General features: G+C 66.4%; 18 protein-coding genes and 2 pseudogenes. 7 read left to right on the forward strand and 13 right to left on the reverse strand.

Features of this window, described 5'->3' with window-relative positions:
- Position 1: 1 nt before the first annotated feature.
- Positions 2-1,602 (reverse strand): annotated as a pseudogene (locus tag ABIE53_RS29245) (alpha-amylase family glycosyl hydrolase).
- Positions 1,603-1,650: 48 nt separating this feature from the next.
- On the opposite strand from ABIE53_RS29245, the gene ABIE53_RS29250 reads away from it, so the two are divergent.
- The 3 genes from ABIE53_RS29250 to ABIE53_RS29260 all read left to right on the forward strand — a co-directional run bounded on the left by ABIE53_RS29250 (position 1,651) and on the right by ABIE53_RS29260 (position 6,747).
- The gene (locus ABIE53_RS29250; RefSeq protein WP_029970625.1) at positions 1,651-3,315 is read left to right on the forward strand and encodes an alpha-amylase family protein; all 1,665 of its coding nucleotides are present in this window, start codon (positions 1,651-1,653) and stop codon (positions 3,313-3,315) included.
- Positions 3,316-3,353: 38 nt separating this feature from the next.
- Positions 3,354-4,700: a PQQ-dependent sugar dehydrogenase gene (locus tag ABIE53_RS29255; RefSeq protein WP_029970626.1), complete on the forward strand. Its 1,347-nt coding sequence runs from the start codon at positions 3,354-3,356 to the stop codon at positions 4,698-4,700.
- A 148-nt stretch (positions 4,701-4,848) separates the two neighbouring features.
- Positions 4,849-6,747 carry a DNA-binding protein gene (locus ABIE53_RS29260; RefSeq protein WP_192698978.1) on the forward strand — a complete coding sequence of 633 codons (1,899 nt, stop codon included), beginning with the start codon at positions 4,849-4,851 and terminating at the stop codon, positions 6,745-6,747.
- A 35-nt stretch (positions 6,748-6,782) separates the two neighbouring features.
- On the opposite strand, the gene ABIE53_RS29265 is transcribed toward ABIE53_RS29260, so the two are convergent.
- The 3 genes from ABIE53_RS29265 to ABIE53_RS29275 form a co-directional block, all read right to left on the reverse strand.
- On the reverse strand, positions 6,783-7,103 hold the full coding sequence (locus tag ABIE53_RS29265; RefSeq protein WP_029970628.1) for a hypothetical protein: 321 nt from the start codon (positions 7,101-7,103) through the stop codon (positions 6,783-6,785).
- Between the two features lie 153 nt (positions 7,104-7,256).
- Positions 7,257-8,033 (reverse strand): endonuclease/exonuclease/phosphatase family protein, encoded by a 777-nt coding sequence (locus ABIE53_RS29270; RefSeq protein WP_192698977.1) that lies wholly within the window; start codon positions 8,031-8,033, stop codon positions 7,257-7,259.
- Positions 8,030-10,240, reverse strand: coding sequence for a VTT domain-containing protein (locus ABIE53_RS29275; protein WP_006047097.1), 2,211 nt, complete (start codon positions 10,238-10,240; stop codon positions 8,030-8,032). The genes ABIE53_RS29270 and ABIE53_RS29275 overlap by 4 nt, the downstream gene beginning before the upstream one ends.
- A 318-nt stretch (positions 10,241-10,558) precedes the next feature.
- Between ABIE53_RS29275 and ABIE53_RS29280 the strand changes: the two genes are divergently transcribed.
- Both ABIE53_RS29280 and ABIE53_RS29285 read left to right on the forward strand, forming a co-directional pair.
- Positions 10,559-11,824 (forward strand): aldose epimerase family protein, encoded by a 1,266-nt coding sequence (locus ABIE53_RS29280; protein WP_192698976.1) that lies wholly within the window; start codon positions 10,559-10,561, stop codon positions 11,822-11,824.
- A gap of 63 nt (positions 11,825-11,887) precedes the next feature.
- The gene (locus ABIE53_RS29285) at positions 11,888-12,121 is read left to right on the forward strand and encodes a DUF2795 domain-containing protein (protein WP_006047099.1); all 234 of its coding nucleotides are present in this window, start codon (positions 11,888-11,890) and stop codon (positions 12,119-12,121) included.
- A 126-nt stretch (positions 12,122-12,247) separates the two neighbouring features.
- Here ABIE53_RS29285 and ABIE53_RS29290 read toward each other — a convergent pair.
- The 3 genes and pseudogenes from ABIE53_RS29290 to ABIE53_RS29300 form a co-directional block, all read right to left on the reverse strand.
- A pseudogene (locus tag ABIE53_RS29290) lies at positions 12,248-12,926 on the reverse strand (hypothetical protein).
- Positions 12,923-14,329, reverse strand: a complete 1,407-nt coding sequence (locus ABIE53_RS29295) for a selenium-binding protein SBP56-related protein (protein ID WP_006047101.1) — start codon at positions 14,327-14,329, stop codon at positions 12,923-12,925. Before ABIE53_RS29295 ends, ABIE53_RS29290 begins: the two are co-directional and overlap by 4 nt.
- 207 nt (positions 14,330-14,536) lie before the next feature.
- Complete coding sequence (locus ABIE53_RS29300) at positions 14,537-15,538, reverse strand: sulfonate ABC transporter substrate-binding protein (RefSeq protein ID WP_192698974.1); 1,002 nt, start codon at positions 15,536-15,538, stop codon at positions 14,537-14,539.
- Between the two features lie 291 nt (positions 15,539-15,829).
- On the opposite strand from ABIE53_RS29300, the gene ABIE53_RS29305 reads away from it, so the two are divergent.
- Positions 15,830-16,324 (forward strand): lytic transglycosylase domain-containing protein, encoded by a 495-nt coding sequence (locus ABIE53_RS29305; protein WP_006047103.1) that lies wholly within the window; start codon positions 15,830-15,832, stop codon positions 16,322-16,324.
- Here ABIE53_RS29305 and ABIE53_RS29310 read toward each other — a convergent pair.
- The 4 genes from ABIE53_RS29310 to ABIE53_RS29325 all read right to left on the reverse strand — a co-directional run bounded on the left by ABIE53_RS29310 (position 16,304) and on the right by ABIE53_RS29325 (position 23,359).
- On the reverse strand, positions 16,304-17,266 hold the full coding sequence (locus tag ABIE53_RS29310; RefSeq protein ID WP_192698973.1) for an alpha/beta hydrolase: 963 nt from the start codon (positions 17,264-17,266) through the stop codon (positions 16,304-16,306). The genes ABIE53_RS29305 and ABIE53_RS29310 overlap by 21 nt on opposite strands.
- A 358-nt stretch (positions 17,267-17,624) precedes the next feature.
- Entirely contained in the window at positions 17,625-18,305 is a 681-nt protein-coding gene (locus ABIE53_RS29315; RefSeq protein WP_310075114.1) for a hypothetical protein, read from the reverse strand.
- 673 nt (positions 18,306-18,978) lie between these two features.
- The gene (locus tag ABIE53_RS29320) at positions 18,979-22,572 is read right to left on the reverse strand and encodes an autotransporter (protein ID WP_192698971.1); all 3,594 of its coding nucleotides are present in this window, start codon (positions 22,570-22,572) and stop codon (positions 18,979-18,981) included.
- Between the two features lie 94 nt (positions 22,573-22,666).
- Positions 22,667-23,359, reverse strand: coding sequence for a GNAT family N-acetyltransferase (locus tag ABIE53_RS29325; RefSeq protein ID WP_192698970.1), 693 nt, complete (start codon positions 23,357-23,359; stop codon positions 22,667-22,669).
- 224 nt (positions 23,360-23,583) lie between these two features.
- Here ABIE53_RS29325 and ABIE53_RS29330 point away from each other — a divergent pair, with 224 nt between their 5' ends.
- A complete protein-coding gene (locus ABIE53_RS29330; protein ID WP_310075119.1) occupies positions 23,584-24,042 on the forward strand; it encodes a hypothetical protein in 459 nt (152 codons plus the stop codon).
- Positions 24,043-24,170: 128 nt separating this feature from the next.
- Here ABIE53_RS29330 and ABIE53_RS29335 read toward each other — a convergent pair whose 3' ends face one another.
- Positions 24,171-24,638: a CesT family type III secretion system chaperone gene (locus ABIE53_RS29335; RefSeq protein ID WP_029970641.1), complete on the reverse strand. Its 468-nt coding sequence runs from the start codon at positions 24,636-24,638 to the stop codon at positions 24,171-24,173.
- A 136-nt stretch (positions 24,639-24,774) separates the two neighbouring features.
- Positions 24,775-24,939 (reverse strand): hypothetical protein, encoded by a 165-nt coding sequence (locus ABIE53_RS29340; RefSeq protein ID WP_006047110.1) that lies wholly within the window; start codon positions 24,937-24,939, stop codon positions 24,775-24,777.
- Positions 24,940-25,007 lie beyond the last annotated feature (68 nt).

A 25,007-nucleotide genomic window follows, 5' to 3' on the forward strand; every position in this document is an offset into this window, starting at 1 on the left:
ATCACACCGACGCGATCAGCGCCTCGCCCGCAGCAAGACGATTCGCGCCTTGTACAAGCGGCTGGCCGTCGCGGCCCGCAAATGTGGAGAGCAACACCACGCCCTCACGCGATTCGACTTCGGCATCCGCTGCACCCATGTTCAGCGCAATGAACAAACGCTGGCCGCGGTGATGCCGCTCGTATGTCAGCACATCGCCATAAGCCGCGACGTGTTCAATCGCGCCTTGCACGAGCGCCGCATTGTTGCGCCGCAATTTAAGCAGCCGGCGATAAAGCGACAACATGCTCGACGGATCGCCGTTCTGGATATGCACGCTCGTCTCGCTCGCTACCGGTAACCATGACCTGCCGGTTGTAAAACCGGCATTCGGCAGCGAGGTGTCCCATTGCATCGGCGTGCGCTCGGGATCGCGTCCCTGGCCGATGCCAGGCTGGCGGATTTCAGCGGGGTCTTGCACCTGATCCGGCGGAATCACGCCATCCGTCATACCGATTTCATCGCCGTAATAAAGCGTCGGCGTGCCGCGCAGCGTCAGCAGCAGCACCGCGGCCACGCGTGCCTGCGCGAGGCCCACGCGTGAAGCGACGCGCGGATTGTCGTGATTGCCGAGCACCCAGTTCGGCCATGCATGTTCGGGCAGCGCGGTGTCGTAATCGCGGATCATGCGTGCGATTTCGCCGGCATGCCATGTTGCGTTGAGCAACTGGAAATTGAACGGCATGTCCGCGCCGTCGCCGTTCGCGCCGTAATAGCGGATGAGTTGCGGAACCGGCAAATAGATCTCGCCGATCAGCACACGCTGGCCGTATTCGGCGAGCGTGGCGCGCATCGAGCGCACGATGTCGTGCACTTCGGGCTGGTCTTCGGTGTACGTGTGCAATTGCCGGTGATGGTCCGGCTGACCCGGCTCATAGGCGGGATTCGGCGGATTGTCGCGGAACTGCGCGTCCTTGATGAGAAGCCACAGCACGTCGACACGAAAGCCGTCGACGCCGTGATCCCAGCCAGAACCGCAGCACGTCCAGCCAGCCAGAACCGCAGCACGTCGTCCATCGCGCGGCGCACCTGCGGGTTGCGCCAGTTCAGATCCGGCTGTTCGCGCAGGAACGCGTGATAGTAGTACTGGCCGGTACGCTCGTCCCATTCCCACGCGGACCCGCCCATGCGGCTCTGCCAGTTGTTGGGCGGCCCGCCGCCGGGCGCCGGATCGCGCCACACATACCAGTCGCGCTTCGGATTGTCGCGCGACGAGCGGCTTTCCTCGAACCACGGATGCCGGTCCGACGAATGATTCGGCACGAAGTCGAGCAGCACCTTCATGCCGAGTCCGTGGGCGCGGTCCGCGAATTGCTTGAAGTCGGCCAGAGTGCCGAACATCGGGTCGATGTTGCAGTAGTCCGCGACGTCGTAACCGAAGTCGGCCATGGGCGACGGGTAGATCGGAGACACCCACACTGCATCGACGCCCAGTTCGGCGAGATACGGCAGACGCGAGTTCATGCCCGCGAGATCGCCGATGCCGTCGCCGTTGCTGTCCTGAAACGAGCGCGGATAGATCTGATAGATCACGCCGCGTTGCCACCATGCCAGTTCCGACATTGCAAGTCCTCTCAACGATCGATTGTTATGGCGCAAGGCGCAGGTTGCATGCTCAATGACCTTTGGTACAAGAACGCGATTGTGTATTGCCTCTCGGTAGGCACGTTCATGGACGCGAACGGCGACGGTGTCGGCGACTTCAAGGGCCTTCTGCGCCGCCTCGACTACCTGCAGGGGCTCGGCGTGACGACGGTGTGGCTGATGCCTTTCCAGCCTTCGCCGGGGCGCGACAACGGCTACGACATCTGCGACTACTACAACGTCGATCCGAAATACGGCACGCTCGGCGACTTCTCCGAGTTCACGCATGCGTGCCGCGAGCGCGGCCTGCGCGTGATGATCGACCTGGTCATTAATCACACGTCCGATCAGCACCCGTGGTTCAGGGAAGCACGCAGCGATCCTGAGTCGCAGTATCGCGACTGGTATGTCTGGTCGGACAGGCAGCCGCCGAACGCGAAAGACGGCGTGGTATTCCCCGGCGTGCAGAAGTCCACATGGTCGTTCGACAAGCAGGCCAAGCGCTGGTATTTCCATCGCTTCTACGACTTTCAGCCGGACCTGAACACGGCGAACCCGTACGTGCGCGCGGAATTGCTGAAGATCATGGGCTTCTGGATCCAGCTCGGCGTGTCGGGTTTTCGCATGGACGCGGTGCCTTTCGTGATCGCGACGAAAGGCCCGAAGGTGAAGAAGCCCGTCGAGCAATACGACATGCTGCGCGCGTTTCGCGAGTTCCTGCAATGGCGTCAGGGTGATGCGATCATTCTCGCCGAGGCCAACGTGCTGCCCAATACCGACCTCGAATATTTTGGCGATCAGGGCGAGCGTTTGCAGATGATGTTCAATTTCCAGCTCAATCAGCACACGTTCTACACGCTGGCAACCGGCGATACCGCGCCGCTGAAGAAAGCGCTGACGGCAACGCGGCCGCGTCCGTCGACCGCGCAATGGGGCGTGTTTCTGCGCAATCACGACGAACTCGATCTTGGCCGCCTCACGCCCGAGCAGCGCGACGCCGTGTTTGCCGCGTTCGCGCCCGAGCCCGACATGCAGCTCTATGAGCGCGGCATTCGCCGCCGGCTTGCGCCGATGCTCGCGGGCGACCGGCGCCGGCTCGAACTCGCCTACAGTCTGATGCTGACGTTACCCGGCACGCCGGTGTTCCGTTACGGCGATGAAATCGGCATGGGCGACGACCTGCGCCTGCCCGAGCGCGAATGCGCGCGCACGCCGATGCAATGGTCGACGGAACCGGAAGGCGGCTTCACCAAGCACCCGAAGCCGCCGTGCCGCGTGATCACGGGCGGCGCTTACGGGTTCGAGCGCATCAATGTCGCGACGCAGCGGCGCGATCCGAATTCGCTGCTGAACTGGATGGAACGCATGATCCGCATGCGCCGCGAAGTGCCGGAAATCAGTTGGGGCGACTTCGCCGTGCTGCGCACCTCGCGCAACGATGTGCTCGCGCTTCGCTACGACTGGCGCAACAACTCGGTGATATGCCTGCATAACTTCGGCGCGCAGGCATGCACGGTGAAATTCCGCTCGGGCTGCAAGGAGCCGGAACAGAACCGGCTCATCAACCTGCTCTCGGACGATCACAGCGAGGAGAAGGACGACGGCCGTCATGCGGTCGTGCTCGAGCCGTATGGGTATCGATGGTTTCGGGTCGGCGGGCTCGATTATCTGCTACGGCGCGGCGAGGTCTAGGCACGCGCGTAAAATCCGCAACCTGCGAGGCGAATGTAATGAACAAGCTTCACACGCGATGGGCCGAAGCGCGCCTCGGCGCAGTCGCCGCGATGCTCGCGCTGAGTCTGGCCGCCTGCGCGTCGACGACGGAGGACATCGGCGACACGGGTTTGGGTCCGCGTCCCGAACTGCCGTCGCCGCAAACCTCGCTGCTGCCGACCATCAACATCGCGCCCGTGCAAACGCGCCCGAGCCAGAGCATCCCCACCGCGCCGCCGGGCTTCACGGTGACGGCATTCGCGAGCGGGCTCGAGCATCCGCGCTGGGTGTATCCGCTGCCCGACGGCGATCTGCTGGTCGCGGAAAGCAATGCGCCCGCGCAGCACGACGAGCACGGCGGCATTGTCGGCTGGGTTCGCAAGCAGGTAATGAAGTTCGTGATGAAGCGCGCGGGCGCGGGCGTGCCGAGTCCCGACCGGATCGTGCTGCTGCGCGGCCAGGGCGGCACCGCGCAAAGCCGCAGCGTGCTGATCTCGGGGCTTCATTCGCCGTTCGGCATGGCGCTCGTTGGCGACTCGCTGTATGTCGCGGACACCGACGCGCTGTTGCGCTTCCCCTATCGCGCGGGCGATACGCAGATCACAACACCCGGCGAGAAGGTGGCCGATCTGCCGGCCGGGCCGATCAATCATCACTGGACCAAGAATGTCGTGGCGAGCCGCGACGGGCAGCGTCTCTATGTGACGGTCGGCTCGAACAGCAACGTCGGGGAAAACGGCATCGAGGCCGAAGAGGGCCGCGCGATGATCCTCGAATTCACGCCCGCGACGGGGCGCTCGCGCGTGTTCGCAGCGGGGCTGCGCAATCCGAACGGGATGGACTGGCAGCCGGAGAGCGGCGCGTTGTGGGCCGCCGTCAACGAGCGCGACGAATTGGGCGACAACCTCGTGCCCGACTACATGACCGCGGTGAAGGACGGCGGCTTCTACGGCTTTCCCTACAGCTATTACGGCCAGCACGTCGATACCCGCGTGAAGGAGCAGCGGCCCGACAAGGTGGCGAGCGCGCTCACGCCGGACTATGCGCTCGGCAATCACACGGCATCGCTCGGACTCGCGTTTTATACCGGCAGGAGCTTTCCACAGCATTACTGGGGCGGCGCTTTCGTCGGCCAGCACGGCTCGTGGAATCGCAAGGAATACAGCGGCTACAAGGTCGTTTTCGTGCCGTTCGAGCACGGGCGGCCGGCGGGCATGCCGGAGACTTTCCTGAGCGGCTTTCTCAGCGCCGATGGCCACGCGCTCGGGCGGCCCGTCGGCGTCGCCGTCGATAAGGCCGGCGCGTTGTATGTCGCCGACGATGTCGGCAACGTGGTCTGGAAGGTGGTGTATAGCGGCAAGTGACGATGCGGCCTGTTCGAGCCGCGGCGCGCGCGCGGCTCAGGCCGCCGCGGCCTCGCGGCATTGCCGCATTGCCCGGTAAAATACCTGCCACTCACGACGGCGCGGAACGCTCCATCCCCGCCTGCTTACTTTGATTTTCGAGGCGTTCATGTCCATGGAAACAGACATCGTCACCGACGAACGGGTGGCTCAAATCGCGGACCGCATGGCCGGCGAAGGCAAGAAGGTGTCCGCGCTGGCGATCTGGGGCGAACTGCGCTGCGGTTCGATCGTCGCCGTGTCGGCGGCCGTCGAGCGTTGGCGGCAAGCGCGCCAGCCAGCGTCGGCGGAGGCGCCGGCTTCGGTCATGACGGGCTTGCCGGACGACGTCGCGCAAACCATGCTGAGCGCTGCCGGCAATCTGTGGGCGAGCGCGCGCGAGGAAGCCGAGCGGGTCGTCAATCAGCGTCTCGCGCTGGCGGGCGGCCACGCGGAGGCGCTCGCCGCCGAGCGTGACGAGGCGCTCGCCGAGTATCAGAACACGCTCGCCGAGGCCGAACTCGCGCGCGAACGCGTCGCGACGCTCACGAACGCGCTGAGCATTTCCGAAGAGGCCGTGAATCGCCTCGCGAGCGAACTGTCGGCGCTGCGGGACCGTGCAAAGACCGCGGAGGATCGCGTCGCTGAACTCGAGGACCGCGCCGCGGCGGCGGAGGCGCGCGTTGCGCAGACGGAGGAACGCGAGGCCGCCAGCGAGGCGCGTGTCGGGGAGGCGGAGGAGCGGGCGTTGGCTGCGGAGGCGCGTATTGCGGAGGCTGACGAGCGGGCATCGGCGGCCGAAGCGCGCGTCGTGCAAACGGAAGAGCGGGCGTTGGCCGCTGAAGCGCGGATCGCGGAAGCTGAAGAGCGAGCATCCACTGCTGAAGCTCGCGTCGCGCAAACCGAAGAACGCGCATCGGCCGCCGAGGCTCGCGCGACCGAGACCGACGAGCGCGTACGTGACGCCGAAAGCCGCGTGGCTCACGCCGAGGAACGCGCATCGACGGCGGAAGCTCGCCTTGCCGAAGCCGAGCAACACGCGTCGGCTGTGCAAGCGCGCCTCGAAGCCGCTGAAACGTCGCTGACCGAAGAGCGCGGCGCACGCGAAGCGCTGAACGCCGCGACCGTCGCCAGGGACGAAGAAATCGCGCGGCTGATCGCCGAGCGCGACGCCGCGCACGAGAAAGCGGCCGCGTTGGGCGAAGCCGGCGAGGCCCACGCGAGAGAAGTGCAACGATGGACGGACGAATCGAACGCGGCGTCATCGCGTGCACAGGACGCCGCGTTGCAAGCCAGCGAAAGTCTCGCGCAACTCGCCGCGCTGCAGACCGAGCTTGACCAGGCGCGCGCCGAACTGGCGGCAGAGCGCGACGCCCACGCGGCTCACGGCGACGAAGCCGCGGCTCAGCGCGCCGAAGTCGAGCGCGTGCAGCACGAACTCGCCGCCGCGCGCGGGCAGCTTGCGGCGATGAGCGAGGCCAACGCGGCGGCGACGGCTGAAACGACCCGGCTCGCCCAGGATGCGTCGGCGGCAACGAGCCGCGCGCAGGCGGCCGAACAGCGCGTCGCGGAACTGGAGCGTCAGCTTGCCGAACTCGAAACGGCGCACGCGCAGCAGCAGGGCGCGTCGCCGGAAGGACTGTCCGCCGACGATGAGTCGAAAGAAGCCGTAATGGCCGACGAGATCGCGTCGCTGCGCCGCCAGATGACGAGTCAGGCGAAGGCTCACGAAAAGGCCTACGCCGAACTGCGCACGCTCGCCGAGCAGTGGATCGCGCATGCCAAGGAACTCAAGCAGCGCCTGAGCGCGACCAATCAGAAAGTGACGTTCCTCGACGCCCGCAGCGCCGCCGAAGTCGCGCTCTTGCGCAGGCTCTCGTCGGAACTGGAGCGGCTGAAGCCGGACCACGATCTGATCTCACGCGACGCGCAGCAAAAATTCATCAGCGCGACGCTCGCCGAACGTCTCGAGCAGAAGGGCTATCGCTACGATCCGGCAACCGCGGTGATGTCGAAGATCGAGGCCTGATCGACTGACGGACTGACCGCGCCGCTCGCGCCGATTTATAACGGCTTGGGCGGCGAGCCGTCGTCGTCGACGCTATGGCTGCCCGCGCCCGGCGGCGAGATCGTGTCGCGCAGTTGCGTCTCTTTGGGATCTTTCGGCACGACCTTGTCGGCGTCGGCTTCGTCGATGGCGTCGAGCTGATTGCCGCCTGGCGTGCGCGGCGTGCCGGGCGCGGGCGACGGAATCGGTTGCGGCTGAGCCGGCCCCGGCCCCGACATGCCCTCCCGTGAAGGCGTGGACGGCGAGGGCGGCGCGGCAGGCTCGTTATTCGGACTGGAAGAACGCGAAGTGGAAGAACGGTCGGGCTGCTCGGTCATGAGGGATCTCCTGGCTGAGATTGCAAGCTGAGGGCGGTGCCAGTCCGTAGCGAACGACACCAATCGCAATGTCTACGGCAAACGCAGCACGCGCCGTTCCATCAAGCCCTCGCAACAACGACAACAACCCGCCGTTCGCCACAAGCATTCAATTCAGCGCAACACCCGCGCGACCAGCGGCAGATGATCCGACGCAATACGCGCCGGCCTGCTTCTATCCACCTGAATATCGACGAGACGCGCGGCCGGATGCACCCACACGCGGTCGAGCGCAAACGCCGGAAAGCGCGACGGAAACGTGCGCGGCGCGGCGACCCGGCCAAAGCGCGTGAGCAGCGCCCGCAGCGGCCATCCCCACACGAACCATTCGTTCAGATCGCCGAGCAGGATCACGGGAAGATCGGGCGTATCGAACGCTTCGAGCAGCAGCCGCACCTGGGCGCGTCGTTCGCGCGCAGACAGGCCGAGATGCGTCGCGACGATCCGCATCAACCCATTGCCGGTGTCGATGTCGACATCGAGCGCGCCGCGCGCTTCGCGGCTGCCGAACGACAGGTCCAGCGTGCGCACCGCGCGCACCGGCAGATTGGTCAGCACCGCGTTGCCGAAGCGCCGGTCGGGTCCGTCGAGCGTCGGGCCGGGCACCGCGTGCATGCCGGTCAGGTCCTGCAATTCGCGCAGCACGTCGATGCTCGCCGCGCCGCCGAGCGGCACTTCCTGCAACGCGACCACATCGGCGTTCAAGGCCGCGATCACTTCGGCGATGCGCGCCGCCGAGCGTTTGCCGTCCGTGCCCACCGCGCCGTGAATGTTGTACGTGACGATGCGCAGCGGCTCCCCCGCGTCGCGTGTATGAGCCGACGTTGTACGCACGCGCGGCACGGGCTGCGCTTCTTCGAGGGTCACGGTTTCGTTGGCGCGGCCACTCATTGCCGCCTCATCAGCATGCGCCGCAAGACGAGCGACATGGACACCAGCGCCACGCCGATCGCGGCCACCAGCAGCAACGAAAGCGGCGTCGGATGCCTGACCGCCGTGACGAGTTGGCGAGCAAACGACGTCGCCAGCAAGACGCCCGGCGCCATGCCGATCGCGGTGCCCGCCATGAAATCCCAGAAGCGGATATGCGATGCGCCCGCCGCGAGATTGACGATCGAAAACGGCGCGACCGGCACGAGCCGCAACAGGATCACCGCGACGAGTCCCTTGCTGCGCAAGCGTTCGCTGAGCTGATTCAGGCGCGCGCCGGCCAGTTCGCGGACGGCGTCGCGGCCGAGCCAGGCGCCCACCGCCCAGCCCGCCGCCGCGGCGATCAGCGTCCCCGTGAGCGCATAGGCGGCGCCCGCTATCGCGCCGAACACGAGGCCCGTCACGGCGATCAGCAACGTCACCGGCACCGAAAGCAGCGCGGCCACCACGTACATCGCCACCACCGCAATCGGGCCGAAGTGCGTGGCCGCGAGCCGTTGCGTCTCCGAGGTGAGCTTCGCGAAGCTGAGTTCGTGACCGAACGGCGTGAAGCGCCAGACGACAGTGAGCGCGACGACGCCGAGCGCCAGCGCGCCGAGCACCAGCAACTTCGCAATCACCGGACGATGTGTCGGCTCCGGCAGGAACTGCGCGAGCAGTTCATTGGCGGCGATCGGCGCTTCGGGGTCGAGCACGTGAACGCCATCCGCGATGTCGCGCAGTTCGGGCGGCACTTCCGGCGTCAACGGTTCGAGCGTGCGCACCGAATCGCTGTTGCTCTTGATGCTCGCGATCGCCGCGTTGAGCCGGCCATGCCGCGCGAGCGCCTCGTCCACGTCGGCTTCGCTCGAATCGAGATGTTCGGCGAGCAGGCGGTTGCGAATCCGCGCGATCGCCGCTTGCCGCTCGGGATTGTCGCGGGCGTCGATCACGATGCAGCACTCGGAGTCGAGCACCATCGAACGATTGTTGAGGTTCGCGCTGCCGATCACGAGCAGCCGCTCGTCGACGATCATGATCTTGCTGTGCACGTTGATGAAGCGGCCGTTCGGCGCATCGACGGCGGGCGCGTACATCGCATAGCGGCCGTTGCTGTCCGCCGTTTTCAGCAGCTTGTGCAGACGGGCGCGCAGCACGCCCATCGTCGCTTCCTGAAGCCAGCCGCTCTGCCGGTACGGACACACGACGGCGAGATCGGGGCCGTCCGGTTCCGCGATACGCTTTTGCAGCGCCGAGCCGACCGAATTCGCCGTGAAGTACTGGTTCTCGATATAGATGTTGCGGCGCGCGGCGGCCACGGCGGCCAGATGCAGCGCCTTCACCTGCTGGATCGCGGGCCGGCCGTCGTAGGCCGGCTCCGTGAGCGAGATGCCCAGATCGACGTCGGCGAAATCCGGCTCGATGTCGGACGGCCACAAATCCGTGCGCGGCGGCGACTTGCCGTTGAACGGCCGGCCGGCCTTGCCGCTGCGGCGCGAGCGGCGCCAGCGCTCGCGGGCCAGATGCGCGATGGCGGCGGCCGCGGGGCCGTCGAACATCAGTTGCGCGTCGTGCATCGGCTCGTAGCTCGTCTTGCCGAGATTCTTGCGCAGCGGATCGTCGGGCCGATGCTCGGGCGTGTCCCAGCGCGAGCCGGTGAGGTCGATGCCGCCGGTGAACGCGAGGCTGTCGTCGATCACGACGATTTTCTGGTGATGCGATGCACCGAGCGGATGCCGGCCGTCGAGCCGGAACCACAAGCGGCGGTGCGCATGCCACGCCGGTTTGTACGAGGGCAGCCATTCGCGCTCGAACGCATACAGCATCGCGAAATCCCAGCCGAGCAGATAGATGCGCAACTGCGGATTCGCGTCGAGCACCGCGCATAGGAACTCGGAAAGTTTCGGCGGAAAGCCGTCGTCGACGCCGCCGGGAACCAGCTCGATGCGGCTGTCGATATCCCAGCCGAGGATGAACACCGAATGACGCGCGCGCGGAATCACCTTGCGCAGGACCGCGTAGTACGAAGCCGCGTCGATCAGCACGCTTGCGCGGTGCGCCTGGAGAATCCATTCGCAGGTGGAGCCGGTGTCCATCACCGCGCCGTTCGGGACGGCGGGCGGCGCGTCGGCGGTATCGCGCGACGGCGGGTCGAGCAGTTCGGATTGCATCGGGTCGGGTTCACTCATGGCGGCGCGTGCGGCGGGTTTGTGTGCTGCGGGTTTGTGCAATGGGTTCGTGTTACAGGTTCGGGCAGCGGGTTCGTGCGACGGTCAGTGGCAACCGGCATGCAAGTCGCATTCCACGGCATGTCAGCCGGGTGCATTCGACCGCGTGTGACAGCGCTCGCCGCTATTGCAAGCGGCGGGCGGCGTGTATTTGCTCTACGTCCATTGAAAATTTGGCAGACATAATGCTGCGACCGTTTAAAGCCTCGCGAGAGGCCTTGCGCACGCGCGAGGCATGCGCTTTGCAACCGGCCACCTATTTGCTTCCAGGAGTCGTGCATGAATTCGCAGGCACCGCATGTCGTCGCGCGATCCGGCGAAGGCGCGCCCCGCAGCGCAAAAAACCGCGTGCAAGCGGGCACGGCGAGATTTGGCGGTGCGACGCTCGTGGCGCTGTCGTGCGCGTGGCTGCCATGCGTGTCCGTCGCGGGCTCGCTGACGCAGGCGCCGTATGGCGTTACCGCCGATGGTCATCCCGTCACGCGTTACACGCTCACGAACGCGCACGGCTTGACGGTGAGCTTTCTGAGCTATGGCGGCGTCATCAGCGAGCTTCGCACGCCGGACCGTCATGGCCGCATGGCCAACATCGTGCTCGGCTTCGCGAGTCTTGCCGACTATGAGAAGTTCAACGGCAACATCCATTTCGGCGCGCTGATCGGCCGCTATGCGAACCGCATCGCGAACGGACGCTTTACCCTCGACGGCCAGACGTGGACGCTGCCCGTCAACGATCCGCCGAACACGCTGCACGGCGGTCCGTCGAGTTTCGATGCGAAGATATGGACCGTGAAGCCGGTCGAATCGCCCCACGGCGCGAGTGCCGAACTGAGCTACGTGAGCCCCGACGGCGAGAATGGGTTTCCGGGCACGCTCACCACGCGGGTCACCTACACGCTGACGGACGACGACGTGTTCCGCATCGACTATCAGGCGAGCACCGACAAGCCGACCGTCGTCAATCTCACCAATCACTCGTATTTCAATCTGGCGGGCGAGGGCAGCGGCAGCATCGAGCGGCAGACGATCCAGATCGGGGCGTCGCGCTACACGCCGACCGATTCGACGTCGATCCCAACCGGCGAACTCGCGAGCGTGGCCGGCACGCCGATGGACTTGCGCAAGCCGACCGCGATCGGCGAGCGGCTGCGTTCGTCGTTCAGGCAACTGGTCTACGCGCACGGCTTCGATCAGAACTGGGTGCTTGATGCGGCGCGGCAGGAAAGCAACGCGGCGGACAAGTCCAGCGAAAACGCGCCCCCGCGCTTTGCGGCGCGCGCCGTCGATCCGGCAAGCGGCCGCGTGCTCGAGCTTTATACGACGCAGCCCGGCTTGCAGTTCTACACCGCCAACGGCCTGAACGGCAGCGTGGTCGGCACATCGGGCAAGACCTACCGGCAGGGCGACGCGTTCGCGCTCGAGGCCGAGCATTTTCCGGATGCGCCGAACCAGCCGGCGTTTCCGTCGACGGTGCTGCGGCCCGGCGAGACGTTCCACGAAGTCACCGAGTGGCGTTTCAGAACGCAGGGCGCGGCGGGCAAATAAGCGCGCGGCACACATTATGCGAAACCGTTGAGACCAGGCTTTTCCACCGGCAAGGAGATGAATATGGCTCAGCATCCCGCTCGCTCGCAGAACCACCGCCATCCCGACGAACCGCGCATGGAGGAAATCGAACGCGCGCTCGAAGGGGCGGAGTTTCCGACCACCCGCGACAAGCTGGTCGAGCTTGCGCAGCGCAATGGCGCGGACGGCGAAGTTCTGGCCGTGCTCAAACGAATGGGTGATCGCTCTTTCGACAGTGTGTCGTCTGTGGTTCGGGAGGCTTCGAACGTGGAATAGGGCGGCTGTGCTGCGTCCATGATGCGTCGCTGCGTCCCTGCGGTCGTGATGCGGCGCTCGCAGCAGCGTAGTAGCGCGATAACGTGAATGGACCGCGCCGCGCGTTTCGGCGCGCGGTCCATCCATTCACGACCACGCAAAATCGCGCGCATTCAGCATGAGCGCAAGCGTGCCGACGAGAATAAAACTGAACGCCCATATCGCGTCGAGATTGAACCAGCTTCGCGACACGAACCTGAGCCCGAGATAACGGTAGACAAGCCACGCGATGACTCCGCCCGTGAGCACCATCGCCGCAGCATGCACGCCGGACACGACGAGCGCCATGCCGAGCCGCGACTGCATCAGCGTCTGCGCGGCTTCGTGCGCGCGGTCGAGATCGTTCGCGCTGCACAGGCCCAGGTAGATCGGCACGAGCATCAGTCCCGCGCCGTGCGCGAGCGCGATTGCGAACGACCACAGCGCGAGCCGCGACGGCGCAATGCGCGCGAGCACTCGCGGATGACGCCGCCACAGCAGCAGGAAAACGCCGAAGCCGATCACGAGCGCGCTCGCGCCGGCCTGGATTTCGCGCTGCCACGCGAGCAGCGCGCCGAGCATCGCGAACGGCGTCACCATCAGGAAGATCGCCAGCACATGGCCGGTCGCGAGCCACAGCAGCGCGCTAACAAGCGCGCACGCTTTCCGTTGCATCAATGCGCTCGATACGGCGAGCGGCCATCCCAATCGCCGGATTTGCGCCGTGATAACAACCGCTTGCGACGACCGCGAGCCACAGGCCCGCGTGCGACCAGCCTGCGCTCAAACGCCCACCGACGGATAGCAGAACGAATCCGTCGAGCAGTCGCCGCCTTCCAGACGGATCTGATGCGCGCGGTAGCCGTCGGGGAACCTGACCCAGAAATCGTCCGCGAGCGCGAGGCCGCCTGCCGGGTCCGCATGCGCCATCACCTGCGCGGCGGGCACGCCGTTCGGATAGAACTGGTTATCCCACGTCGAGTAAAGCGAGTTGGTCCAGTAGACGCGCTTGCCGTCCCGGCTGATCTCGACCATCTGCGGGCCGCCCGTGAACGCCTCGCCGTTCGGATGCGGCGTGCGCCGCACGATGCCGCCAAGATGCACCGAGCCGGCGAGCTTGGGCTTGCGCGGCTCCGTTACGTCGTATTGGCGCATTTCGCCGGTGCCCCAGCAGGCGACGTAAAGGAATTTATCGTCGATGGAAAGATCGATGTCCGTGACGAGCGGCGGCACGGCGCCGAATCCTTGCAGCAGCGGCGGCAGCGATGCCGGGTCGGCGGGCTCCGGTGGAATCGTCGCCGTCTTCTCGATGTGAAACTGTCCGCCTTCGCGCCACCAGGTCCAGATCGAGCCTTCGAGATTGGTCGTGTCGACCACCACGCCGATAAAGCCGTACTCGCGGCTCGGGTCGTGCGCGGGCCGCACTTCGAGCGCCATCTGGTGATTCGCGCCGAGATCTATCGTCTGCACATTGCGCCGCGCGCGAAGGTCCCAGAAGTGCACGGCGTGGCCGTATTTGTTCGCGAGCAGGTCCTCAGGCACGATGCCGTTTTCGAACTGCGGCGGCAACGCCCATTCGCTCGACACCATGTAGTCGCGCGGCAGATTCCACCAGAAGTCGTAGTGCTTTTGCTGCGGACCGCGGTCGATTTCCCAGCGCCCGAGCACCTCGAACGTTTCGCAGTCCATGATGAAGATGCCGGGAGGGCCGTCGGTGCCGTCCGGGCCTGCGCCGCCAAGCGTGCTCACGTAAATGCCTTCGGGTCCGCAATGAACCGTGTGCGGACGCGAATAGCCGGTCTTGCGGAAGATTTCCTCGGGCTCGATGATCTTGTGAATCTTCGCCTCGGTCGGATGCGGCTTCGTATCGACGATGTAAATGCGCGACGAGCGCATGCCCGGAATGATCAGATAGCGCCGTTCGAGAAACGCGTGGCCGGTGAGCGGCGAGAGCGCCGACGAACACGCGTTCCAGCCGAAATGATGGAATTCGTCGCCTTTGTTCGGCACGGGCACCGTGTGAACCACCTGGCTATAAGTCGGCGAGCCGGGCTTCACGTCGATGACGGCGAGTGCGTCCGGCTGCGAAAAGTCGGGGCTGAGCAGCAGCGTGTACGCGTATTCTTCCGCGGGCGCATCCATCGCGAGACGCGGCGAGGCGTGGAACGTGGGATCGGGGCGCATGCCCATGACGGTATCTCCTCTGTCTGGCTCGGGGCGTGGCGCGGCGTGGGACCGCCGCGTTGCGCTGTGCGCGCTGGATCCACCGAGCGCGCCCCGGCTTTAGATTTAGTCCACCGCAGCCGCGAGAGCAACCCGGAGTTTCGCCGGGCTTTACAGGAAGCTATCCCGGGACACGGCTTTTAAGCGCTGGCCGCAGTGTCTGCAAGCTCCTGCTCAGGCCAGATTCGGCGGTCCGGCCCTCAGCACGTCGACGTGTTTCGGAATCAGGCCGAGGTCGAGGAACGCGTCCGCGATCTGCTGCTGTTCGCCGAGAATCGCGCGCGTGATGCGCTCGGTGCCGAACTGCTGACGCGCCACGGCGGCATCCACGACCGGTTTCGGCAAGCCCCAAAGCTGCGCCAGTTCGCTCGACAACTGGTCCTTGTTGCGGCTGCCCCATTGGTCGACCTTCTCGATTTCCTCGATCACGATCCGGATCACGTCGGGATTTTTCGCCACATAGCTCTGCGACGAGAAGTAGTAGCCGCGATTGCCGACGACGCCGCTCGCATCCGCCACCACGCGCGCGCCGAGCGTCTTCTGCGCGGCGGCGAAGAACGGGTCCCAGATCACCCATGCGTCGATGGAGGCGCGTTCGAACGCGGCGCGCGCATCGGCGGGCGCGAGGTAAGCCACGTTCACGTCGGAGTATTGCAGGCCATGCTGACGCAGCAGCTTGACGAGAAAGTAGTGGACGTTGCTGCCCCGGTTGAGCGCGATCTTTTTGCCCTTGAGATCCGCCACCGAGCGGATCGACGAGCCCGGCGGCACCAGCACGGCTTCGGATTGCGGGCGCGGCACGGTCGCCGCGACATAGGCGAGCGGCGCGCCTGCGGCTTGCGCGAAGATGGGCGGCGCTTCGCCGACATCGCCGAAATCAATCGAGCCGACGTTCAACGCCTCCAGTTGCACGGGACCGGCGGCAAACTCCGTCCAGCTCACGGATACATTCAGCGGCGCGAGCCGTTTTTCGAGCGTGCCGCGGCCTTTGAGCAGATTGAGGTAGCCCTTCTGATTGCCGATCCGCAGCGAGCGCGGCGCGCCTTGCGACGGCCCCTGCGCAAACGCGAGCGGCGATACCAGTGGCGAGACGGCGACCGATGCGGCTGCCGCGGCGGCGCCCACGGAGAGTTTGATGAACGAGCGGCGGTGGTTTCGATTTGTTGTCGTGGACATGGCAGGCGAGAAAGTTAGGGATGCATGGGCCGATCCATCGTACCCGCGGGCGCGAGCCTGACGAACCGATCTTTCGCCGTAAGCAAATCAGCGCGGATGGAATAGACGCGACGGCGCGCTTCGCATCGCCGCGCGCGGGTTCGCGCGAACGGAACGCGGCGCACGGTGCTCCGGGCATGATGAGAGCCCCGGTTCACCAGACGCGTTTTAATCGTGACGTCAGTGCTTTCCGCCTTCTGCCCGACTCGTCGCGTCGATGCGCGAGCCCTGCGCGCGCATGCTGCATCGCGCGTGCATGCGTGTGCCGTCGGCTTGGCGATTGCGTGCGCGGCGAGCGCCGCAACGCCCGCGCAGGCCAACTGTTTCGACGATGCCGCCGCCTATCAGCATGTCAATCCGCTGATTCTGCGCGCGATCGCGTGGCAGGAGTCGCGCAACCAGCCTGGCGCGACGCATGCGAACGCGAACGGCTCGACCGATTACGGCGTCATGCAGATCAACTCGATTCATTTGCGCACGCTGTCGCGCTACGGCATCACGCGCGACGAACTGATGACGCCGTGCAAGAACATCTACATCGCCGCGTGGCAATTGCGGCGGCAGATCGTCAGGTACGGCAATACGTGGGCGGCGGTGGGCGCCTACCATTCGGCGACGCCGGCATTGCGCGACCGCTACGCGCGGCAGATCGCGGCGATCCTGCGCGGCTGGAACGTGCTGCCCGAGCGGCGAGATAGTGGCGCGGGAATCGAGCGCGTGTCCGATTCACGGGATGCCCAACGCTGAGCGCAGCATGCGGGCGGCATCGCGATGCGCGAGCGACGCCTCGGGAATCATGCCGCCCATCGAGAAAAAGCCGTGGATCATGCCTGGGTAATAGACGACGCTCGCTTCGTTGCCGTGGCGCTTCAGTTTGTCGACGTAGCGCGCGTGTTCGTCGCGCAGCGGGTCGTATTCCGCCGAGACGATCCATGCGGGCGCGAGGCCGCTCCAGTCGCGCGGGGCGTCGCGCTCGCCGTCGAGCGGCGCGAAGCGCCAGTCGCGGCGGTCATCCGCAGTGGCGAGGTAATGCCGCTGAATCCAGCGGATGATGTCGAGCGACAGAAAATAGCCGTCGCCATATTGACGATGCGCTTCGGTTTCCATTCCCGCCGACAGCGCCGGATAAACCAGCAGTTGCAGCGCGAGACGGATGCCGCTGTCACGCGCGCCGACCGCGCAGACTGTCGCGAGCGTGGCCCCGGAGCTTTCGCCGCCGACGGCGAGCCGCGTGCCGTCGATGGCCAGCGACGCCGCGTTCGCATGCAGCCAGCGGAGGGCGTCGAATGCATCGTCGACGGCATGCGGGAAGCGGTATTCCGGCGCGAGCCGATAGCCGACCGAGACGACCGCGCAGCCGGCTTCGTCGGCGAGCGCGCGGCATAGCGCGTCGGCGGTCGTGACGCTGCCGACCACATAGCCGCCCGAATGAAAGAACAGCAAGGCGGGCTGCGGATCGGCCCAGCACGGCGGCGCCGGATAGTAGACGCGCGCGTCCAGCCGGGCGTGGTCGCGCGTTTCGATCGTCAGGTCTTCGACGGCCGCGAGCGCGCGCGGCGGCACGTCGCCGAGCGGCGTGTAGTAATCGAAGCGCTGCCGCGCGGTGCGCAGCTCGAGGGCGTCGAGAGTCTGCGCGCCGGCGCTCGTGCGACGCGCGAGGAACTGCTGCACGCTGGGGGCAAGCGACATGGCTTCGTCCGGTCGGGGATGACCTGATCGAGCGTAGAAACCGGTCCATGCAGATGGCTTGCAGGCGCGAAGGGGGAAGTGGGGATGCGAAGTGGGGGGGGCGGAGTGGGGCGATGCCGATGCGATGCGAAGTGAAGCCGGAAGCTAAGCGGGTGCCGAAGCCGAAACGTAAGCTGAAGCCGAAGCCGAAGCCGAAGCCGAAGCCGAAGCCGAAGCGAAACCGAACGCCGATACCGAAGTGGAAGCTGAAGCCGCTGCGAATGCTCAAGCCGACCACAGTGCCAATGCGTAAGCCGATTTCGATGCCGCTCCCGCTTTGGGAGTCGCCAGGCACCCGCTTGCCTAGCGGCCAGAACGCTCAACCAGTAACGTCATCTCCACCTGCGTTCGGACCGGGCGGCAACGCAGGCCGAGGCCGGTACGGCAGGCGCATAGGTGGCGGGGCGCCATGTCCATGCGGCTGCTGCGCCCAGCCAGTGCTCGGCGGCGGTTGGGTGGGCGCGGGTGGATAGCCTTGCGGTTGTGCCGACGCGGGTGCATAGCCTTGCGGTTGTGCCGCCGTGGGCGGATAGCTTTGCGGTTGCGCTGACGCAGGCGGATAGCCCTGCGCATGTCCAGGAGGCGGCTGCCCCCATCCAGACTGCGGCGCGGGGTTCATCGGTTGCGATGAATAAGGCTGCGCACCCGGCGAAGGCCAGCCGTACGCCGCCGCATAACCCTCCCAACCCGTCGGCAGCGCATAAGGCGGTGGCGAAAACGGCGGCTGACCAGGCGCGCCTGAATACGGCGCCTGCGGCCCTCCTTGCCAGGGCTGCGCGTACGGCGCCGACTGCTGCCCATATTGACGCCAACGCGCGCCGAGTTGTCCCGCGCCGCTGCTGCTGCGGAACAGCAGCATGCCGAGCACGCCCATCTCCGCAATCGAACTCAGTCCGAACAGCGCGCTCATCGCGCCGAACGACATGCCGCCGCCCATCATTCCGAGCGACAGCACCGAGGGTATCGTCATCAGCCCCGCGACCACGGCCCAACCCTTCATGCTGGACCTGCCTTGCCACGGCTGGGTAAGACCTTGCGCGGGCGGCTGGTAATTCGGGGCGTGCGGCGGGTGCGGTGGATGCGGCGGATACGGAGGGTGAGGCTGCCCGGCAGCGGCGGAACTCGGCCCGCCGAAAGCGCCGGGAGAGGGGCCAGCGGCGCCGGCGTTACCAACACCGGCACCACTGACGCTTGCAGCACCACCACCCCCGCTCGCGCCCCATTGCACCCTTCGCGCACCGTCCCCGGACGTACCGCTTGCCGCGTGCGGAAGACCATCGATAGGCGAGTTCGAGCCCGGCCGGGCCCGAGCGCCGCCTGGCGCGTGCGGACCTGCTGGCGAATGTGCATCGTCAGGCCCTTGCGGACCATACTGACCGTTGCCGATGCGCGGATCGGAGAATGGCGGGTTGCCGCCAACGGGAGTCGACATGATTCCTCCTGTGCCGCGGAACGGCTCAATCAGCGGATTGTCGTCTTCCTGCGAAGGACTTATATCCGCCGATGCGAACCCTCCATCGCACACGCGAAGCGGGATCGCGCTCAGCGTCCTGGACGTCGCGTCCTCGGCGAACTCATCGATCCCACGCTTGCAAGGTCTGGAACGTCGCGCCCGCGACCGCACTCAGCGATCAACGCTTGCAGCACCTTCTACACCGCGCTCTCGCTCACCCTCACCGATCCAACGCCTCCAGCACCTCAAACGGCACACCCTCCGTCACAATCTCCCGATCGCCCACAGCGCCGGTCCTTGTCGTCAGTTGCAGCACGGCGTTGGGGCCGAAGCTGCGCGCGCTCGCATTGCGCTCCTTCACTTTCAGCTCGATGGCCATCCACGAAGCGGGGTCGTCCAGGATCGTCGCGTTAGCCGCGGCGATGCGCGTCTGAAGCCGAGCGTCGCCGCCCGCCTGCGCGAGCGCCGCGTGATTCGCGTCGAGCCGCAATGCGGCCTGCCGCCGCAATCGATAGCGCTGCACATACGTCAAATTCGGCCGCTGGTTCTTGCGCACGCTCGCCAGATGCTCGTCGATGCGCTCCGCCGCCTGCGCGTCCGGCGAAGGTTCGTAACGCACATGACTCGCATGACCCCTCTTGCCGAGCGCCTCGTTGCGCTCGCGGCGCGCGAGAGCCTCGGCGGCAAAGAGCGCGACGAGCTCGCCGCGAGCGTCATCGACGGCGCGCGTGTAGGTCCGCGCGTCCAGATACTCGATGTCGAGAATCGAGCCGCGATGATTGAGCCGGCCATCCTCGCGCACGAGCAGCAGCTTCGCGGAACGGTTGCGCTCGCGCAGGGTCATCGTCGCGGCGGGCGCGTCGATAGAAAAGAGGCCCACCGTGTGCCGGCCCTCGCCATCGAGCGGATGAGAAAAGCCCGGCGCGATGCCGCCACGCAACTGCCAATGGCTGCCGATGCCGACACGATGCTCTTCGACCTGCACGCGGCCGCTGCGCTCGACCACTTCCGCGCTCTGACGCGAGCGCTGCCAGCCGCCGCCCGCCGACGGCCCGGTTCGCACCGACAACGGACGCGTGCGTTCGCCGCTTCCCGGATCGACGACGGTGTCGCGGCCGAAGCTCGCGACCCTGGCCGTCGCGTTCGCGTCGAGCGTGACGCCGCGCCGGCGGTTGAGCGTGTGAGCATCGGTCCAACTGATGGACACGTCCGCGTCGTCCCAGTAGCGCGACGCGAGGCGATTCCAGACGCCTTCGGGCCCGTCGTCGTGCGCGCTGGCCGATTCGTCGAACAGATGCTCGACGATGCCGGCCAGCTTCGCGCGCAGCGACGCGTCGTCGTAGCCGCTGCCGTCGGGAAGCAACCGCCGCGCGACGCGCAGCGTCACGCCGCGCGGCTCGCTGAGTTCGCGCGCATGCAGCGTGGCGTTCGCGACGAGTCCCGCGCGCAGCGCCGTCAACGCGGTGCTCACGTCATAGCCGACCAGCAGCCCCGCGCCGACGTGCCGCATGCTCGACTTCGCAGTGCCGATGAAGAGCGCCGCGCCATGCGTCGAGCGGCTGATGTCGATCACCGCCTCGCGGGTGCGCGACGCGCGCAGATCGAGGCGCGGCGAAATCGGCATGCCGTGTCCGCGCAGAACGGTTTCCACGGTGATGTTCAGGCCGCGCGTGCTGATGCCTTGCCGCCCGCCGTCGGTGAGGCGCAGACGCTGCCCGGATTGCAGATTCGCGGCCACGTCGACCAGCGTCTCGCGCACATCGTCGACATTGTTCGCGGCGCGCATGTCCGGCGCATGCTGCGTGGCCGCGCGCAACTCGTTCACGGTGTGCCAGAACGGCGCGTCGTCGGGCAGGCCCGCCACCTTGCCCCACACCGCAAGGCGTTCGACGGTGAACGGGCGCTTCGCGATCAAGCGGAATGGCCGCGTTTTCGCGAACTGCTGCGGCGGCATTGTGAGCCAGGCGGCGGTGGTTCGGCGGAGGCTGGCGCGGAGGCGGCGCGGCATCGGGGCGTGGGCTGCTGATGCCGATGTGGATGAATTCGCGCCAGCCTGCACCGGCTGCGTCGCTTCCTCGCACATCGCGTGAGCGCGCTGCGCGATCGCGCGCAGCGTGTCGTCATCGGGACGGCCGGGTGGAAAGCCGCCGCGCTCCAGCCAGACGCTTAGCGCCGCGAGTTCCGCGAGCGACGCCTCGGGCCGTGCATGAGCGAGCGCCGCGCGCGGATCCATCGCCGGGCTTTCTAGCAACTGCGGCAGCGCCGCCTGCAAGTGCTTGCGGACCTTCGCCTCTTCGGCGGCGATGGTTTGGCGCGGCACGCCCTGAGTGCCGAGACGCAGCGCGGAAAGCGGTGAACCGTGCCGACCGCGGAACATGCGCGGCAGCAACGTCTTCCAACGTTTTTCGCCGACGCGCGGAATCGTGTTTTCCGTGAAGCGCGCGAGGCGCTGCTTCGTTTGCGACAACTCGCTGTGGCGCCCGTCGCCACGGAACGACTGACGCCACGCGAACAGCGCGCCTCGCTGATCGGCGGTCAATGCGTCGCGCCCGTGGGTCAGCAGGGTCGATGCGGCATCGAATGCGCGTGCGGCCAGCGTCGTGGCGCCAGCACTATTCGTTGTGGGCGCAGCCGCGGCTCGCGGATTTTCGCCGATCGTGCTTATGCGGGCCGCGAGTGCGCCGGGCGCGGGATCGTCGGTTGCGGTCGAATCGTCTGCGTGGATCGGCTTGAGTGCATTGGCGCTCGTCAACAACGCTTCGACGCCGAAGCGATGGAGGTCGTTGTCGTAGGGATTGAGCGTCGCGCTGCGCAGCGCGGTGAGTATCGCGCGGCCCTCGCCGGAGCGCGCGAGCACGCGCGCCGCGCGCCATGCGTCGCGCTCGGCGTCGCTCGCCGAACGCCGCAGATGCGGTGCCGCGAAGTCGAGCATGCCGATGCGCTCGATCATCAGATGCGCGGATCGGCAATCGGCCGCGCCCGCTTGGGCGAGCGCGTCGGCTAACAGTGCGCCCCGCAGCGCCGCTTGCATGTCGTTGAGATCGGTGGCGTGGTCGGCGGTATTGTTCGCGATGTCGTTCGCAAGCTCGTTGGCGATTTCGTTGGTGGTGGTGTTGGTGGTGGTGTTGTTAGCGGCGCGGTTCGCAATGTCGTTGGCGGTCTCGCTGGTGGTCGCATTGGCGGTGTGGTTTGCGATACCGCTGAGGGTTTCATTGGCCGTCCCGTAAGCGGAGAGCGAGGCAGCACCGACCCGCTCCTCAGCCGAGCAAAGTCGATGCAAACGATCAGCAAGGGCCGCTGCATCGACTGGCTGCTCGAAGCCGTCGTTAAATAGCCGCTGCACATACCCAACAAGCCCGGCGCGTGTCGTGATGGCATCGAGCGGAATCCGCCGCGATGACGTCGCTGCCTGATCCGCTTCATCTATGTCATGCGCGACGGCGCCACCTTCGCGCGTACCCAAAGCACCACCAGCACCCGCGGCCAGCAGTGCCATATCCGCCAACGGATCGGTCCCGCGCCGCGCATGTCTCGCCGTGGTGATAGGCGGAAAGCGGCGCTCCCCAGGCGCGTGATCCCCGGGCCCCGATGCGCTGCCCTGCGTGCTGTGCTGAAACAGCGCGGTGCTCAATTCGACGCGGCGCGCGCCGACGACCCGCGCGGGCCGCGCAAGCGCCCCGCGAAACCACTCAGGCATGCGCCGCCGCGTCGGCGTCGGCGGGAGCGCCGCCGCGGCCTCCGCTTGCGCCGCGGCAGGCGCGTTTTCGATCAGGCTGTCAGCGGACGAAACATCGAGCGGGCGATAGCGGAACATGTCGACGCGGCAGAAGGAGACCGCGTTGCACTATGTCCTCGCAATGTGACAGCCGGTTGCTGCGGCGCCGCGCGATGCGAAGCGCGGCATCGAATTACGAAGCGACGATGTGTGATTCTTCCGCAGCGGCGCGCGCATTCGCTGGATCGTGGACGTCGCCCGTGTCGAGATGTGCGTCCAGCGACGCGTATTCATTGAGCCAGCGTGTCGCAGGCGTGTCGTCGGGCGCTTGCAGCGGACGCGTCATCGCATAGAGATAACTGTCGCCGGCCAGCAGGCCGCGATTGGGCCGGCATTCGTAATTCGTCAGCTTCGCTTCGAGTGTGAAGCCGAGCTTCTCCATGCTGCTGTGCGCGTCGCCATCCACGGCGCAATACGCGTAAATGCGCAGAATCGGCGGCTGCGCGAGCATCCACGCGAGCAGCTTGCGCAGCGCATGCAGGCCCGCGCGCCGGCGACGCGCACCGCCGCGCCGGCTGATCATCACGCCGACTTCGACGCGCGGCGGATGCGGCCGCAATTCGATCATGCCGGTGAGCCGGCCGCTCGCGCGGTCTTCGAGAACCCAGCGGATCAGTGTGCCGTCGCGCCAGCCTTGCACGGAATCGTCGATGAATGCGAGTGTCTCGTCGAGTTGCGTGTGACGCTTGAAACTGAGGTCGCGCGTCGTCGCGGCATCGCCGAGCATGGCTTCGAAAAGCGCTTCGGCATCGCGCGGCTCGGGCGGCCGCATCAGCAGGTCGGCGGATTCGATCAGCGCGGGAAAGCGGAATGGCGATGGCGACATCGGAGATCTCCAGGCGCGGCGTTTGATCCGATTGTCGATGAAGAGATGCATGACACATCGCGGATGCCGCGAAGGCGGAGGCGCAAATGCGAAGGGGAAGGCACACGCGTTCGCATCGCCTGCCGGCATTTCGCTCGGCCGGATACGTCGCGTGCGAGCCAACGCTAAGGTGCCGTCATGGCGGCACATGCCGGTTTGCCGCGCCGAACCTGGGAGAGTCCAACGTGGGCAGCAAAGCCATTGCCGCATTGCCGGCGGCGAGCGTCGGCGGCATAGAAGGTGCAGGTCATCACGCGTGGTCAGAGAAAGCCGCCGGGCGCGCGGCGCTCGTGCCGACGAGTGTCAAGCTCGCAGGCGAACTGGCGCAGTTGCGCGACATCGCATCGCCGCCGCAAGGCCCGGTCAAGTTCAGCCTGTTGCGCAAGGGCGGCGACAATCTGCCGGTGCTGCGCAGACCAAGTGTCGTGGTGATCGCGCCAGGCGCGGCACGCGTCGACGACGATAGCCAGTCGTCGTGGACGCGCACGCTGCCGGTTCGGCCCGTGCAAACGCGATTCTCCGACGCGCCTCCTATCGGGCAAGCCGCATTCGACGCGGCCGCCGCGAGGGACATGTTCGCCAACATCGCGTTGCTCGTTGAATTCACGAAGCGTGTCGGCGAGGTGATTCACGGCGCGACGTGAGCCGGCTGTCATGCAGCGCTTGACCGGCCGCTGTACGCGGTCGCGTCTGCGCTTGCGTGTGCGTCATCAAGTTGGCGGCTGCGTCACGGGAACAGGTTCGACACCGTCGCGCAGCAACTCGCGTCGTTTCAAGCACGCAGCCACGTAAATTCCCCCGCCACGATCCCTTCGAACATCTCATCCGTCGATTCGATGATGTTCTTCCGCCAATAGCGGCCATGCTCGGCATAGTGCGCGAGCAGATCGGCGAGCGCGGCGCCGTCGACGTCGTAAGTCATCGGCACGCGAAGCACGAGCACGATGCCGCCCGTATCCGTATCGAGCCCGAGTTGCGCCTGGTCTTGCGCGTAGATGAGCAGGTTCGCTTCCAGCATCAGCCGGAACACGACCAGCGTACGGCCGGCCGTCACCGTGCCGTAATGAAAATTGGCGTAGAGCGCGTCGAGATCGTTTTCGAAGTGTTCGAGCCGCACGTCGAAGCCTTCCACCTCGATCGAGCGCGTGCGCAACACATGCTCGGCATCCGCGAGGCCGACCGTCGCGCACAGATCGCGCACCAATGATGCGTAGCGCTCCGAACTATCGTTGGTGTCCAAATCAAAGGCCCGCGCAACTCAATAAAATCCCGCCGATGACGCAAAGAGCCGGCACGCGGCGAACCGCGAGCCGGCCGGCAAACTGGCGACAAGCTTGCACCGCATTCCGCAGCGCGGTTTGCGGCGCGCCTGGCGCTTAATGCCCGGTGCCGCCCTGGATCGTCTGACCCGCGGTTTTCATGGTGTTGGCAACCGCGCCCGCCAGCGACATCTGCAGCGTGGCCTGCGCCGCGCCGATAGCAGCGGTGCTGCCTTGCGCGGCCATGCCGGTGATCGCACCCATTGCCGGACCGATAGACATAAGACCTCCTCGTGCTCAAGTTAAGAAGAAATGCTGCCCTGTGCGGCAGGCAACCACAGCCGCCGCAC

Origin of the sequence: Paraburkholderia sp. OAS925 (assembly GCF_040543975.1) — a bacterium.
Classification (GTDB): Bacteria; Pseudomonadota; Gammaproteobacteria; order Burkholderiales; family Burkholderiaceae; genus Paraburkholderia; species Paraburkholderia graminis.